At 73.0% G+C, this 12,796-nt stretch carries 12 protein-coding genes; 2 read left to right on the top strand and 10 right to left on the bottom strand.

Going from position 1 to position 12,796, the window contains the following annotated elements; all coding sequences use genetic code 11:
• Window positions 1-17 precede the first annotated feature (17 nt).
• A complete protein-coding gene (locus ACTMVF_RS22105; protein WP_441272822.1) occupies window positions 18-836 on the top strand; it encodes an alpha/beta fold hydrolase in 819 nt (272 codons plus the stop codon).
• Between the two features lie 58 nt (window positions 837-894).
• Window positions 895-1,803, top strand: coding sequence for a 3-hydroxyasparagine phosphotransferase (hasP, locus tag ACTMVF_RS22110; RefSeq protein ID WP_441272823.1), 909 nt, complete (start codon window positions 895-897; stop codon window positions 1,801-1,803).
• Between the two features lie 88 nt (window positions 1,804-1,891).
• Here hasP and ACTMVF_RS22115 read toward each other — a convergent pair whose 3' ends face one another.
• From ACTMVF_RS22115 to ACTMVF_RS22160, 10 genes are all read right to left on the bottom strand, one after another.
• Window positions 1,892-3,781, bottom strand: a complete 1,890-nt coding sequence (locus ACTMVF_RS22115) for an ABC transporter ATP-binding protein (protein ID WP_441272824.1) — start codon at window positions 3,779-3,781, stop codon at window positions 1,892-1,894.
• 39 nt (window positions 3,782-3,820) lie between these two features.
• Window positions 3,821-4,822 carry a clavaminate synthase family protein gene (locus tag ACTMVF_RS22120; protein WP_441272825.1) on the bottom strand — a complete coding sequence of 334 codons (1,002 nt, stop codon included), beginning with the start codon at window positions 4,820-4,822 and terminating at the stop codon, window positions 3,821-3,823.
• A gap of 132 nt (window positions 4,823-4,954) precedes the next feature.
• Window positions 4,955-6,274, bottom strand: a complete 1,320-nt coding sequence (locus ACTMVF_RS22125) for an alkaline phosphatase family protein (RefSeq protein WP_441273089.1) — start codon at window positions 6,272-6,274, stop codon at window positions 4,955-4,957.
• A gap of 53 nt (window positions 6,275-6,327) precedes the next feature.
• Window positions 6,328-7,488 (bottom strand): metabolite traffic protein EboE, encoded by a 1,161-nt coding sequence (eboE, locus tag ACTMVF_RS22130; RefSeq protein WP_441272826.1) that lies wholly within the window; start codon window positions 7,486-7,488, stop codon window positions 6,328-6,330.
• A gap of 6 nt (window positions 7,489-7,494) precedes the next feature.
• Window positions 7,495-8,358 carry a TatD family hydrolase gene (locus ACTMVF_RS22135; RefSeq protein ID WP_441272827.1) on the bottom strand — a complete coding sequence of 288 codons (864 nt, stop codon included), beginning with the start codon at window positions 8,356-8,358 and terminating at the stop codon, window positions 7,495-7,497.
• Window positions 8,355-9,017, bottom strand: coding sequence for an EboA domain-containing protein (locus ACTMVF_RS22140; RefSeq protein ID WP_367669325.1), 663 nt, complete (start codon window positions 9,015-9,017; stop codon window positions 8,355-8,357). The genes ACTMVF_RS22135 and ACTMVF_RS22140 overlap by 4 nt, the downstream gene beginning before the upstream one ends.
• Entirely contained in the window at window positions 9,014-9,886 is an 873-nt protein-coding gene (locus ACTMVF_RS22145) for a sugar phosphate isomerase/epimerase family protein (protein ID WP_441272828.1), read from the bottom strand. Before ACTMVF_RS22145 ends, ACTMVF_RS22140 begins: the two co-directional genes overlap by 4 nt.
• A complete protein-coding gene (locus ACTMVF_RS22150; protein WP_441272829.1) occupies window positions 9,883-10,758 on the bottom strand; it encodes an SCO3242 family prenyltransferase in 876 nt (291 codons plus the stop codon). The genes ACTMVF_RS22145 and ACTMVF_RS22150 overlap by 4 nt, the downstream gene beginning before the upstream one ends.
• The gene (locus tag ACTMVF_RS22155) at window positions 10,755-11,906 is read right to left on the bottom strand and encodes an inositol-3-phosphate synthase (protein WP_441272830.1); all 1,152 of its coding nucleotides are present in this window, start codon (window positions 11,904-11,906) and stop codon (window positions 10,755-10,757) included. Before ACTMVF_RS22155 ends, ACTMVF_RS22150 begins: the two co-directional genes overlap by 4 nt.
• 29 nt (window positions 11,907-11,935) lie before the next feature.
• The gene (locus ACTMVF_RS22160) at window positions 11,936-12,724 is read right to left on the bottom strand and encodes a hypothetical protein (RefSeq protein ID WP_441272831.1); all 789 of its coding nucleotides are present in this window, start codon (window positions 12,722-12,724) and stop codon (window positions 11,936-11,938) included.
• Window positions 12,725-12,796: the final 72 nt, after the last annotated feature.

Below are 12,796 nucleotides of genomic sequence, written 5' to 3' on the forward strand. Positions count from 1 at the left end.
CGAGGTCGCCCGACACCATGCCCGTGATCACCGTCAATGACATCAAGCTCAACTACTACGACAACAAGCCGCCCGGCGGCGGCCCCTCCGCGCCCACCGTGCTGCTCGTCATGGGCTCGGGCGGCAGCGGCCGGGCCTGGCACCTGCACCAGGTGCCCGCCCTCGTGGCCGCCGGCTTCCGGGTGATCAGCTTCGACAACCGCGGCATCGCCCCGAGCGACGAGTGCCCCGCCGGCTTCGGCATCGACGACCTGGTCGCCGACACCGCGGCGCTCATCGAGGAACTGCGCCTGGGCCCCTGCCTGGTGGCGGGCATCTCGATGGGGGCGCACATCGCGCAGGAGCTCGCCCTGGTCCGGCCCGAACTCGTCAGCCGCATGGTCCTGATGGCCACCCGGGCCCGCCCCGACGTGCTGCGCGACGCGCTGTCCCGCGCGGAGATCGAGCTGTACGACCGGGGCGTGGAGCTGCCCGCCGCCTACGCGGCGGTCGTGCAGGCCATGCAGAACCTCTCGCCCCGCACCCTCGACGACGACCAGCAGGCACGCGACTGGCTCGACATGCTGGAGCTGACCCGTGCCTCCGGACCGGGGCACCGGGCACAGCTCGGGGTGGGCCTCATGCCGGACCGGCGGGAGGCCTACCGCGGCATCAGGGCCGCCACCCGGGTCATCGCCTTCCAGGACGACCTGATCGCCCCGCCCGGCCTGGGCCGGGAGGTGGCCGACGCGATCCCCGGTGCCGAGTTCGAGGTCGTGCCCGACTGCGGGCACTACGGCTATCTGGAGTCTCCGGACGCGGTGAACAAGAGCATCGTCGAATTCCTGCGCGGATGAAGCAGGTGAAGCAGGTGAAGCAGACGAAGGGGATGAGGCGGATGAAGGGAATGAGGCGATGAAGGGGAGCACAGTGAAGGCCGGGCTCGAAGAGGATCTGACGGCCGGCGACGGAGAGCTGCTCGCTCTGGCACTCGAGGTGTGCCCCGGCTTCGAGCCCTCGGAGGTCGTCTACCGCAGCCGCACATCCCTGGTGGTCGGCGGCTCGCTGGACGGCATCGAGGCCCTCGCCAAGGTCCGTACGCCCGACTGGCGCCGGCAGTGCCTGCGCGAGATCGAGGCGTACGACCTCTTCGACGCGGCACCCCCTCCGGTGCCGGTGCCGCGTCGCTTCGGCTCCGACAAGGAGCGCGCGGTGCTCGTGATGGAACGGCTGGCCGGGGAGGTGGTGGCGCCGGACCGGTTCCCGGCCGGCCCCGTCTCCGGCGAGGATCTGGCCGGCGTGCTCGATGCCGTGGAGCGTCTGCGGCACTGGCACCCCAGCACGTCACGCGAGTGGTGGGTCGACTACCGGCCCATGCTGGAAGGCATGTACGCCCAGGGCGTGTTCGACGAGACGGACTGGACGGCGATGCTCGCGCTCCTCGAACTGTCCGGGCAGCCGCGGGAGTTCGGACACGGGGACCTGGTGCTCGCCAACGTGGTCCGCACCGGTGGTGGACATGCCCTGATCGACTGGGCGAGCAGCGCGGTGTATCTGCCCTGCCTCGATCTGGCCCAGCTCTGGATGCTCCTGGGGGAGGTTCCGGGCGCCCGGGAGCGGATCGAGACGGAGGTGGCCGGGCGCGGTGACGTACGGGACGGGCTCGCGCCCTTCCTGCTGAACCTGACGCTGCTGCTGTATCGCGAGCGGCGCGCCCACCAGCGGTTGACGGACGACGCGTCGAGGGAGCGCGCGGTACGGCTCGACGCCGCCTGGGAGCTGACCCGGGAACGGGTCGGGCACTGCCTGGCGACGGCGGCCTGACGGGGCGCACCGCAGGGCGCGACGAAGGGGCCTCCCGGTCATCGACCGGGAGGCCCCTTCGTCGCGGTGTCACTCTGTCACTCGATTGTCACTCGATGAGCAGTTGGTGGCTGGCGAGTTCGCGGTAGAGCGGGCTGCTGCCGGTCAGTTCGTCGTGCCGGCCCGCGGCGACGACCTCGCCGTGTTCGAGGACCACGATCTGGTCGCTGTCCACGACGGTGGAGAGCCGGTGGGCGACCACGAGCAGGGTCCGGTCGGCGGTGACCGTACTGATCGCGTTCCGCATGAGGGCCTCGTTGCGGGCGTCGAGGTTGCTGGTCGCCTCGTCGAGCAGCATGATCGGCGGCGCGGCCAGGAACGTGCGGGCCAGGGCGAGGCGTTGGCGTTCCCCGCCGGACAGCAGGACGCCGCCCTCTCCGACCTGGGTGTCCAGGCCGAGCGGCGCACGCATGATCACGTCTTCGAGGTTGACCGAGCGCAGCACCTCGCGCATGTCGTCGTCGGTGGCGTCGGGCGAGGCCAGGGAGAGGTTGTCACGGACGGTTCCGGCGAGGACCGGCGCCGACTGCTCGACATAGCCGAGGCTGTGCCGCAGTTCGCGGCGCGGCAGGTCGCGTACGTCGATCCCGCCGACCTTCACGGCGCCCGAGGTGACGTCGTAGAACCGTTCCACCAGCGACAGCAGGGTGGACTTGCCCGCTCCGGACGGGCCGACCAGCGCGGTGCGGGTGCCTCGGGGGACCGTGAGGGACACGTCCCGCAGGACTCTCTCGCCGCCGGCGTAGCCGAAGCTGACCCGGTCGAACTCGATGGCGGGCGGCCGTCCGGCGCCGGTGTCCGCCTCGGGCCGGGTCCGTTCGCGTACCGAGAGCGCGCCGCCGGGCGGCGTCCGCGGGATGCCGGGTGCGTCGGCGGCGTCGGCCGCACCGGCGGTGTCGGTCTCCTGCGGCAGGTCCACCATCTCCTCGATGCGCTGAAGGGCGCCGAGCCCCGACTGGAGCCGGGAGTAGGCGGTCAGCGCGCGGCCGAGCGGGAACCAGAGCATGAACAGGAAGAGCACGAACGCGACCATGTCGCCGACCTGGATCGCGCCGCTGGCCACCCGGGCGCCGCCGAGGCCGAGGACGACGAGGAACGCCACCTGGATGGTGGTCGAGGTGATCGGGTTGATCATCGCCTGGAGCTTGGCGATGCGCATTCCGGCGGTGTAGGCGTCCTTGGCGTAGCCGTCGACGGCGCGCGCCTCCCGCTCTTCGGCGCCGCTGGCGCGGATCGTGCGGACGGCGGAGATCGCCCGCTCCACGGCGGACGTCATCTCACCGATGCGGTCCTGGGCGTCCCGGGACGCTCCGCGCACCCGGCGGGAGAGCCCGACGACCGCGACGACGCCCAGGCCGAGGCCCAGGGCGGTGGCCGCGAACAGGGTGGGGTCGATCAGGCACATCATGACCGCGGAGCCGCCGACCATGACGACGTTGGTCACGGTGTCGAACAGGCCCGAGGTGACCACCGCGCGCAGCAGCGTGGTGTCGGCGCCGACGCGGGAGAGCAGGTCTCCGGTGCGGCGCTGGTCGTACTCCGTGATGGGCAGCCTGAGCAGCCGGGCCACCAGGCGGCGGCGGGCGGTGAGGACGAGGCCCTCGGCGGCGCGCTGCAGCATGTAGTCGCGCACTCCGCTGAGCACGGCCACCACGATGAGGACGCCGATGAGCAGCGCCACCAGCCGGCCCACCGGCTTGTCGGCCTCGATGTCGGCCAGCACGTCACGGGTCAGCACCGGCTGGCTGAGGGTAAGGAGGGTCACGACCAGGGAGAGCACCGCAACGATCCCCAAGGTCGGCCAGTGGCCCTGGAGATACGGGAACAGGGAGCGCAATCCGACCTTCCGGGCCGGCGGGGCGGGCGGCTCCGGCTTCGGCGTGATCGCCGCCCCGGCGCGCGGAGCGGGCGGCCGCTCCCTGGTCTGCGTGCTCGTCATCGGACTCCAACTCCTGTTTCACTGCGGGGGATTCGCCGGTCAGGCGGGCTGCGCCACGTCTCCGAGCACATAGCCGTCAGCCGGGCGCATCGCGCGCGAGCGACGCAGATCGGTCATCACGAAGGTGCGCTGCAGCCAGCGGTCGGTGCCGTCGTAGCGGGGAGTGAATTCGGTACGGCCGTGGACGGTGACGCGGTTGTCGACGATCGCCAGCTCTCCCGGAGCGAGGCGGTGGGTCGCCGCGGTCGCGTCGAAGTGGTCCTGCAGTTCGCGCAGAGCCTCGGCGGCCCGGTGGGTGACCGGCTTGGTGGCCGCCAGGTCGACCCGGATGTCGGGGTCCGACGGGTCGCCGGTGAGGACCGGGGCGGGCGGCTCCTCGACGTCGCCCATGTTGAAGGAGGGCGGGGGCGCGGTGATGAACTCCGGGGCCCACAGGGTCTCCAGGGCGTGGTCGGAGAGCAGCGGGAGCACCTGCCGGACGCAGGCCGTCCGCAGGCCGGCGCGGCCGGTGGGGTCGGCCCTCAGGCACAGCAGCATCACGAAGTCGGGGCGGTGCTCGTGGAAGGCGTTCTCGTTGTGGAAGGTCAGCAGCGTCGAGCCGGCGTTGCCCTGGAACTCCTCCATGCCCGGGACGGGCACGACGTCCTGGACGAGGGCACCGCCCTTCTCGGGCCGGAACGCGCCGGGGTCGCCGAGACCGCAGGCGATCATCAGCAGGACGGCGGCGCCCAGTGCGGGCTCACGCTGTACGGAGCCGTTGACGCTCGGGGTCGGCGGCAGGCCCAGGGCGTCGACGGGCAGTCCGCGCAGCAGCAGCCCGCCGCCGGGGCCGGAATCCCGACGGAATTCGGCGAGGGTTCTGCGCAGGGCGACCGGCAATTCGTGCCATGAATTCCTGGCGGCCTCGACCCATTCGACGTCGTCTGGGCGTCCGGTCGCCTGAGTGGCGAGTTTCCAGGCTACTTCCTCGACGAGTTCCGCATCCGACGGGTCCAGTGTCACGTCGTAGCGCGGAGCCGATCGTTCGGCATTCGCAGCCATTTACAGAGCCTCCGTCCACGGTATTTTGCGTGCACTCCGGACGCTATGGCGGCGCGTTATCGGCCGCGTATCGACTGAGCATGAACGGATATCCCGGTTCCGTCTCCGCGGTCACGTTTCACAGGCCTGGGGTCAGTCCCCCAGCTCGGCCAGTTCGAGGAGCAGGTCCTTGACCTCGGTCGCGGCGACGGCGTCCCGGGGGCGCGCCCTGGGATCGGAGACGAGGAGCACGGGAGCGTCCCGGGGGTCGTCGGGCAGCCGTCCGTGGCTGCCGCGCACCCGGGAGGGGTCCAGCGGGATCACGTTCATCGTGTAGCGCAGGCCCAGCTTCTTGCGGGCCAGGGCGGCCGCCGCGCGGAGCCTGGCCTTCGGGTCGGTGTGGTCGAAGTGCAGTTCCGCCGGGTCGTAGCCGGGCTTGCGGTGGATCTCGACGGTGCGGGCGAAGTCGGGGGCCCGTGCGTCGTCCAGCCAGTAGTAGTACGTGAACCAGGCCTCCGGCGCGGCGACCGCGACGAGTTCACCGGCGCGCTCGTGGTCGAGGCCGTGCTCCTTCTTGCCGGTCTCGTCGAGCACCTGCGCCACGCCGGCGAGGCCGTGCAGCAGTTCGGCGACGCGGGGCCGGTCGGCCGGGTCGCGTACGTAGACGTGCGCCACCTGGTGGTCGGCGACGGCGAAGGCCCGGGACGTCCAAGGGTCCAGGTACTCCATGCCGTCCTGGGTGTGCACGGTGAGCAGACCGGCCCGCCGCAACGCCCGGTTGATGTGGACGGGCCTGCTGACCGGGGTGATGCCGTACTCGCTCAGCACCACGACGGTGACGCCCTCGCGGCGGGCGTCGTCGAGCAGCGGTGCCAGGGTCCGGTCCAGCTCGGCGGCGGCGCGGCGGGCCTGGCGGCTGTCGGGCCCGTACCGCTGGAGGTCGTAGTCGAGGTGCGGCACGTAGACCAGGTTCAGGTCGGGCCGGTGGGTGCGCAGCAGGTAGCGGGCGGCGTCGACGATCCAGCGGGAGGAGACGATGTCCGCGGTGGGCCCCCAGTAGCGGAACAGCGGGAAGCGGCCGAGGCGTTCGGTCAGCTCCTCGTGGAGCGAGGGCGGCCGGGTGTAGCAGTCGGGCTCCTTGCGGCCGTCGGCGTAGTACACCGGCCGGGGGGTGACGGTCCAGTCGACGTCGGCACCCATCGCGTACCACCAGCAGACGTTGGCGACGGTGTAGCCGGGCCGCAGCGCGCGGGCCGCCTGCCAGATCTTCTCGCCGCCGACGAGCCGGTTGTGCTGCCGCCACAGCAGCACCTCGCCGAGCTCGCGGAAGTACCAGCCGTTGCCGACGATGCCGTGGCCGGCCGGCGGTTCCCCGGTCAGCAGGGTGGACTGCACCGAGCAGGTGACCGCGGGCAGGACGGTGTCCAGGCGGGCACCGAAGCCGCCGTCGCGCAGCGCCGCGAGGTGCGGCATGTGGCGCAGGAGCCGTGGGGTGAGGCCGACGACGTCCAGCACGAGCAGGCGCTTCACGAGGCGTTCTCCTCCGTCAGGCCGAGCGCGGTCAAGGTGTCGCGGGTCCAGGCGAGTTCACCGGCGATGCCGTCGACGAGCCCGCTGTCGGCGGGGGCGCCCGGCAGCACCGGCCAGGTGTAGGTCTCGACCTCGACGTGGTCGGTGAGCGCGGCCGGGCCGCCGAGCAACGCGGCCAGCGCGGCCACCAGTTCGGGGCGGGTGCTGCGCAGGGGTGGCGGCAGGTCCCGCTGCACGGGTACGTGGTAGTGGATCCGCCATGCCGCGTCGCCCGGCAGCGCGCCGTCGAGCGCCTCAGGCAGGTCGTCCACGGCCAGGGGGCCGTCCGGCGCCGCTTCCCGTGTCTGGTGGAGGAACCGCTGCTCGGCGAAGCCTTCCAGCGCGGCGCGGGCGGCCGGGTCGGCCGGCCGGTCGGCGTGGACGGCGCAGGACGCCTGTGTCTTGACGACGGGCAGGGCGGCGGCCAGCCGGGCGATGGCGGGACCGGGTTCCTCGAAGGCGACGGCGAGGTGGCAGGTGTCCACGCAGACACCCAGCCACTCGGGGTCGGCAGCGGCGAGCAGCCGCACTGCCTGGCCGGTCGTCTCGATCAGGCATCCGGGCTCCGGTTCGAAGCCGACGCGGACCGTGCGCCCGCTGGTCGCGGCGAGGTCGGCGAGGCCCTCGGCCAGCAGGTCGAGGTGACGCCGGGCGAGGTCGCCGCGGCCGGGCGACCACGGTTCGCGCCAGGCCAGCGGCAGGGTCGAGACGGAGCCGCGAGCCGCGTCGGCCGGCAGCAGCTCGGCCAGGACGCGGGCGCAGGCCAGGGTGTGGTCGAGGCGGGCCCGTTCCGTCCAGTCCGGCCGGTACACCGCCTTCTTGACGGTCGGGGCGTGAAAGCCCGCGTAGGGGAAGGCGTTGAGCGTGACGACCTCGATGCCGCGCAGGTCCAGTTCCTCGCGGAGTCCTTCGAGGGCTGCCCGGTCGTCGGCCAGGGCTGTCACGACCGGGGCGGCCAGCCACAGTCCGAGGCCGATCCGGTCGGCGCCGAGGCGTCGGCGCACCGGCTCCCCGTAGCGGGCCAGCTGGCCGAGGACACCTTCGAGGTCCTCCGCCGCATGCACGTTGGTGCAGTAGGCCAGGTGGACGGTGGTGCCGTCGGCGTGCCTGAGGCGCACGTCGGGCTACCTCTCCCCGCGTCGGATCGAGCTGCCCTCGAACTCGGCGGGGACGGCGGACGGGTCGTCGGGGCCATCGAGTTCGAGCCGCCCGCTCTGACCGTAGAAGGCGACCGGGTTGCGCCACAGCACCTGGTCGACGTCGTCCTCGCCGAACCCGTCGGCGAGCATGGCGTCGGCGGTGCGCCGCGTCTTCAGCGGGTCGCTTCGGCCCCAGTCGGCGGCGGAGTTGACGAGCATCCGCTCGGTGCCGTACTCCCGCAGCAGCGCGACCATGCGGTCCTCGCTCATCTTGGTCTCGGGGTAGATCGAGAACCCCATCCAGCAGCCGCTGTCCGCGACGTCGCGCACCGTCACCTCGTTGAGATGGTCCACGACGACCCGGGCGGGGTCGATGCCGGACTCGCGGACCACATCGAGGGTGCGGCGGGTGCCGTTGCGCTTGTCGCGGTGCGGGGTGTGCACCAGGACGGGGAGTTCGTACTCGACGGCGAGTTGCAGCTGGAGGGCGAACGCCTTGTCCTCCTGCGGCGTCATGGAGTCGTAGCCGACCTCGCCGACGGCCACCACCCGGTCCTTGACCAGGTAGCGCGGCAGTACGTCGAGGACCTCGGTCAGGCGGGGGTCGTTGGCCTCCTTGGGGTTCAGGGCCAGCGCGCAGTGGTGCCGGATGCCGAACTGCTCGGCGCGGTGGGGTTCCCAGCCGAGGAGCGAGTCGAAGTAGTCGGTGAACGAACCGACCGCGGTGCGGGGCTGGCCCAGCCAGAAGGCAGGTTCCACCAGCGCACGGACCCCGGCCGCCGCCATCGCCTCGTAGTCGTCGGTGGTGCGGGACGTCATGTGGATGTGCGGATCGAAGATGCGCGTCACGCCGTGGCCTCCGTCGGTACGGGATGAGTGTGCAGAAAGTCCAGGATGTCGGGCGGGACCTCCCTGCCCGCGGCGCGCCGCTCGTGCGCGAAGTCGGCCATCATCCGGCCGAGTTCGGCGTCGGCCCGCTCGTCGAGGCCGGCCACCACGGCCAGCGGGATGCCGACGAACACGCACTTGAGGACGGCCTGCCGGAAGGCGGGGGCGGGCAGACGGTGACCGCTGTAGGGGCCGAGGGCCGCGGCGATCAGCCGGGGGTCGTTGGACCGGACGGCGTCCTCGACCAGCGGCAGCCCCCGGTCACCGAGGTCGCCGGCGGCGTCGAGCAGCGGCAACGACCGCAGGACGGCCCGCCGTTCGGCCGCGTCCCCGGTGCGGTACAGGCGCTCCGCGACGACCGCCGGATCGGCGCCGCCCGGTGGGAGCGCGACAAGCAGCAGTGCGCGTACGGCGTCGTCGACGCTCCAGGCGGGCCCGGCCGCCGGTCCGACGCGCAGGACGGCGCGGCCGCAGCGGCGTGCGGCGACGGCGAAGAGGGCGTCGACGGCGCGCGGGTCGGCCCGTACGGCAGCGCGCGCCTGTGCCAGCCAGTCGGCGGCGGATTCCGGCAGGGCGGCGGTGAGTTCGTCGGCCGTCGTGCCGGGGGCGCGGGCGGTCACGCGGCCGCTCCCCGCGCCGCTTCGCGGGCCCGGGTCTCGGCCGCGCGCAGGAAGTCCAGGGAGCGCCGGGCCACTTCCGGGGCGGCGTGGCTGTGCCGGGGCAGTTCCACGGAGACCAGCCCGCGGTAGCCGGTATCGGCAAGGGCGGACAGGACCGGCGGGAAGTCGATCTCGCCGCTGCCGAACTCCAGGTGTTCGTGGATGCCGCGGCGCATGTCCTCGATCTGCACGTTCACCAGGCGGTCGGCCGAGCGTCGTACGCAGTCGGCGACCGGTTGCGGTTCCAGGCAGCGGCAGTGCCCGATGTCGAGGGTGAGGCCGAGGGCGGACGGGCCGTCGAGCCGCCGGTGCAGCTCCTCGTAGGCGTCGAGGGTGTCGATGAACATGCCGGGCTCGGGCTCGAAGCCGAGGGTGACCCCGGCGTCCTCGGCGGCCTCGACGACCGTGGCGCAGCCGGCGAGGAGCCGGTCCCAGACGGTCTGTTCGGGGATGCCGGCGGGGGCGGTGCCGCTCCAGAAGGACACCGATTCGGCGCCGAGTTCGGCAGCGATCCGTACGGCGCGCAGCAGGAGGTCGACCCTGCGCTCCGCACCCTCGGGGGACATCAGCACCGGCTGGTGCTTGCGCCAGGGGTCCAGCACGTAGCGGCCGCCGGTCTCGATGACGACGGCGAGACCGAGCCGGTCGAGCAGCCCCGCCAGCCGCCGCAGGCGCCGCGGCAGGTCGTCGGCGAACGGGTCGAAGTGGCGTGGGTCCAGGGTGAGTCCGACGCCTTGGTAGCCCAGGTCGGCGAGGACGGTCAGGGCGTCCTCCAGGGGGTGGTCGCCGAAGCCGTTGGTGCCGTATCCGAATCTCGTCGGGGCGGTCATGTGGGGGACACCTTTCTGCCGAGCCGGCGGGCCCACGGGAACGCGCCGGCCAGCGCGGCGCCCGCGGCGCCCCGACCCGCGGTCGCGGTCAGCGCCGCCTGCAGGGGGATCAGTCCGTGGATACCGGCGGCCACGGCCTGCCGGACGCGCAGCGACGACGGAGTGCGGGCGGCGGCGAGCTGGGCCCGTCCGCCGTCGCCCGCGTACACCGCCGTGAGCAGGGCGGCGGACGCCCGGTCCAGGAGCGGCCGGTGGCGTCCGCGCAGCAGTACGCAGGCGCTGATCACGCCGCCGACGGCCAGCGCCTGCAAGGGCATCGACCGAGGTGCGCCGCCGACCTCGTACCGGCTCAGCCGCGTGACCATGCCGGTGTGCAGGCCGATGGTGGCCGCGGCGGGCAGGGCCCGGCGCAGTCCGCCGGGTCCGGCCCCGGCCAGCACGTTCAGCGCGCGGGCCGTCGCCATGGCCGCGGCACCGGCCGGGGTGGGTTTGAGAGCGAGGTCGTACGCCCAGACGACCCCGGCCAGGGGCAGCGCGGTCGCCAAGCCCCGGCGGCCGCGTGCGAGCGCCGCGAGGCCGAGGCCCGCCGCGGTGAGGCCCCCGGCCACCGCGAGGGCCGCGGCCGGGGTGACGGCCCCGCTGGGGATGGGGCGTTCGGGCCGCTCGACGGCATCGAGTTCGCGGTCCGCGTAGTCGTTGAGTGCCATTCCGGCCCAGTACAGGCAGACGGAGGAGGCCACCGTGCCGAGCAGGGAGGGCGACAGCGGCACCCGCGCCGCCGCCGCGCCGGCGAGGAGGTCGCCGGGGACGGACAGGGCGGCGGGGGCGCGGACCAGGCGGGCCAGGTCGTGCGGCCGTGGCAGCGCCGTCACGTCCCCGCCCCCGCCGTACGCGCCCAATCGACCAGGGTGGCGTACTGCGCCGCGAGGTCGTGCTCGGTGGTGGCGACCGGGTCCTTGAAGAAGAAGCCCAGTTCCGGCACCGGTCCCACGGCGCCGGTCCGGTGCGCGAGGGCCATGAACCGGGCCAGGTCGAGGACGAGCGGTGCCGCCAGTGAGGAGTCGCAGCCCTGCCAGGTGAACTGCAGGGACATGCGGGCGCCGAGGAAACCCTCGAACGTCACGTGGTCCCAGGCGGTCTTCCACTCCCCCAGGTCGGGGACGTGGTGGATGTGCACGCCGCCGTCCACGGGGTGGCCGAGCACGGCTTCGAGGACCAGACCCTTGGACTCGCTCTTGCTGACGACGCGTTCCGGGTCCGCGAGGGTGGCCCCGTCGCCGCCGCCGAGCAGATTGGTGCCGGACCAGGAGCGCACCCGCAGCGCACGCCGGGCGAACATCGGCGCGAGCACCGACTTGACCAGGGTCTCCCCGGTCTTGCCGTCGCTGCCGGCGTACGGCAGGCCCTGCTCCCTGGCGAGTTCGTCCAGGGCGGGCAGCCGCGCCCCCGTCGACGGGGTGAAGTCGACGAAGGCGCAGCCGGCCCGCAGCGCCGCGTACGCGTACAGGGAGCTGACGGGCAGCGGCCGCTCGCCGCGGGCCAGGGCGTCCCGCAGCGCGGACAGCGAGGCGTGGCCGGGGTGCGGCACGGCGGGCGGCTGGGTGGAGGAGACGTTCACCACGACGACCCGGTCCAGGCCCAGGCGTTCCCGGAACCCGGTGAGGTCGGCGGTGAGCGCCTCGGCGGCCGCCGACTGGTCGCCGGTCTCGGTGCCGGGCGGGGCGGGCCTGATCTCGGTGTCGGCCGCGGCGAGTTCCGCGCCCAGGACGCCGGGCAGGCCCCGCGGGACGACACCCGCCTCGGCGAGCTGCTCGGCCCGCTTGACCAGGTCCGTGTCGACGACGTCGTGTCCGCCGAAGACCAGGTCGTCGAAGCCGGGCAGGGGCACCCCGTGGAACGGTTCGAGGGCGCTCACACATCCGGTGGCCGGCACCAGTCCCGCACGCAGCGCGGCAGCGCCGACGACGGTCGTCGTCGCCACCGAACCACGCGCCCCCACCAGCCAGATTCCTGTACGCATGGTCTCTCCTCCTGGGCCCGGGTCGTCCGTCAGCTCATGCCTTCGGGCAGCGGGTAGGACAGGAAGTCACGGTCCAGCCGGCGCACGCTGCGCGGCAGCCACTTCGCCGCCTCGCGGGCCACGACGGCGCGCGGCAGCGGCTCCTTGACCTCCATCTGGGTGGGCTTGGCGATGGTCTGCAGGGCCCAGGCCATCGCGTTGACGGGGGCTATCCGCTCCCAGCGCGGGCGGTCGACGTCCAGCAGCATCATCGCCCGCATGAAGATGAACCAGATGTGGTAGCCGGGGGGCGGGTTGCCGTTCATGGTGTGCACCGGGCGCGCACGTCGGGGGTCGTAGAGCACGCCCTGGGCGAAGTCGGCGAAGGCGCCCACGAGTCCGCGGCCGTACGGCTTGTAGAGGCTGTCGAAGACGCCGAGCTGCGCCTTGGACAGCACCTGGAGGGGCTGCTTGATCGGGGTGACGTACTCGATGAAGTTGTTCGGGTAGTCACTGGTCCTGGCCATGGCCATCCAGGTGTCGAAGATGGCCCGTTCCCATTTGTCGCCGAGGGCGGTGGCGATGTCGGTGTAGGCCTGCTCCAGCTCCGGCGCCACGTTGTAGAGCGTGGTTTCGTCGAACAGGTACCAGAGTTCGTTGGCCCTGCGGTCGCCCAGCATGCCGGGTACGTCGGGGAAGTCGCCGCCGTGGCGGGCGGCGGCCGGTTCGGCGGCACCGGCGGGGGCGGCGGTGAGGAGGCCGCCGGCGCCGAGGCCGAGGGCCGCGGCGGTTCCGACGGTCGTGGACAGCAGCCGTCTGCGGCCGAGGTGGTTCGACATGGAGTTCCCCTTGGATCTCTCGTGCGGACAGGTTCGACGTGCGCGTGGTACGAGAGCGGTGGTGCGCCGGCG

This window comes from Streptomyces sp. SD31 (assembly GCF_052068475.1).
Lineage (GTDB): Bacteria > Actinomycetota > Actinomycetes > Streptomycetales > Streptomycetaceae > Streptomyces.

What these genes read in the sequence shown, in the direction of transcription:
- ACTMVF_RS22145 (WP_441272828.1), bottom strand. Translation starts at nt 9,886, where the DNA reads ATGACCGCCCCGACGAGATTCGGATACGGCACCAACGGCTTCGGCGAC.
- ACTMVF_RS22155 (WP_441272830.1), bottom strand. Translation starts at nt 11,906, where the DNA reads ATGCGTACAGGAATCTGGCTGGTGGGGGCGCGTGGTTCGGTGGCGACG.
- ACTMVF_RS22105 (WP_441272822.1), top strand. Translation starts at nt 18, where the DNA reads ATGCCCGTGATCACCGTCAATGACATCAAGCTCAACTACTACGACAAC.
- ACTMVF_RS22125 (WP_441273089.1), bottom strand. Translation starts at nt 6,274, where the DNA reads ATGCCGCACCTCGCGGCGCTGCGCGACGGCGGCTTCGGTGCCCGCCTG.
- ACTMVF_RS22160 (WP_441272831.1), bottom strand. Translation starts at nt 12,724, where the DNA reads ATGTCGAACCACCTCGGCCGCAGACGGCTGCTGTCCACGACCGTCGGA.
- ACTMVF_RS22120 (WP_441272825.1), bottom strand. Translation starts at nt 4,822, where the DNA reads ATGGCTGCGAATGCCGAACGATCGGCTCCGCGCTACGACGTGACACTG.
- hasP (WP_441272823.1), top strand. Translation starts at nt 895, where the DNA reads ATGAAGGGGAGCACAGTGAAGGCCGGGCTCGAAGAGGATCTGACGGCC.
- ACTMVF_RS22115 (WP_441272824.1), bottom strand. Translation starts at nt 3,781, where the DNA reads ATGACGAGCACGCAGACCAGGGAGCGGCCGCCCGCTCCGCGCGCCGGG.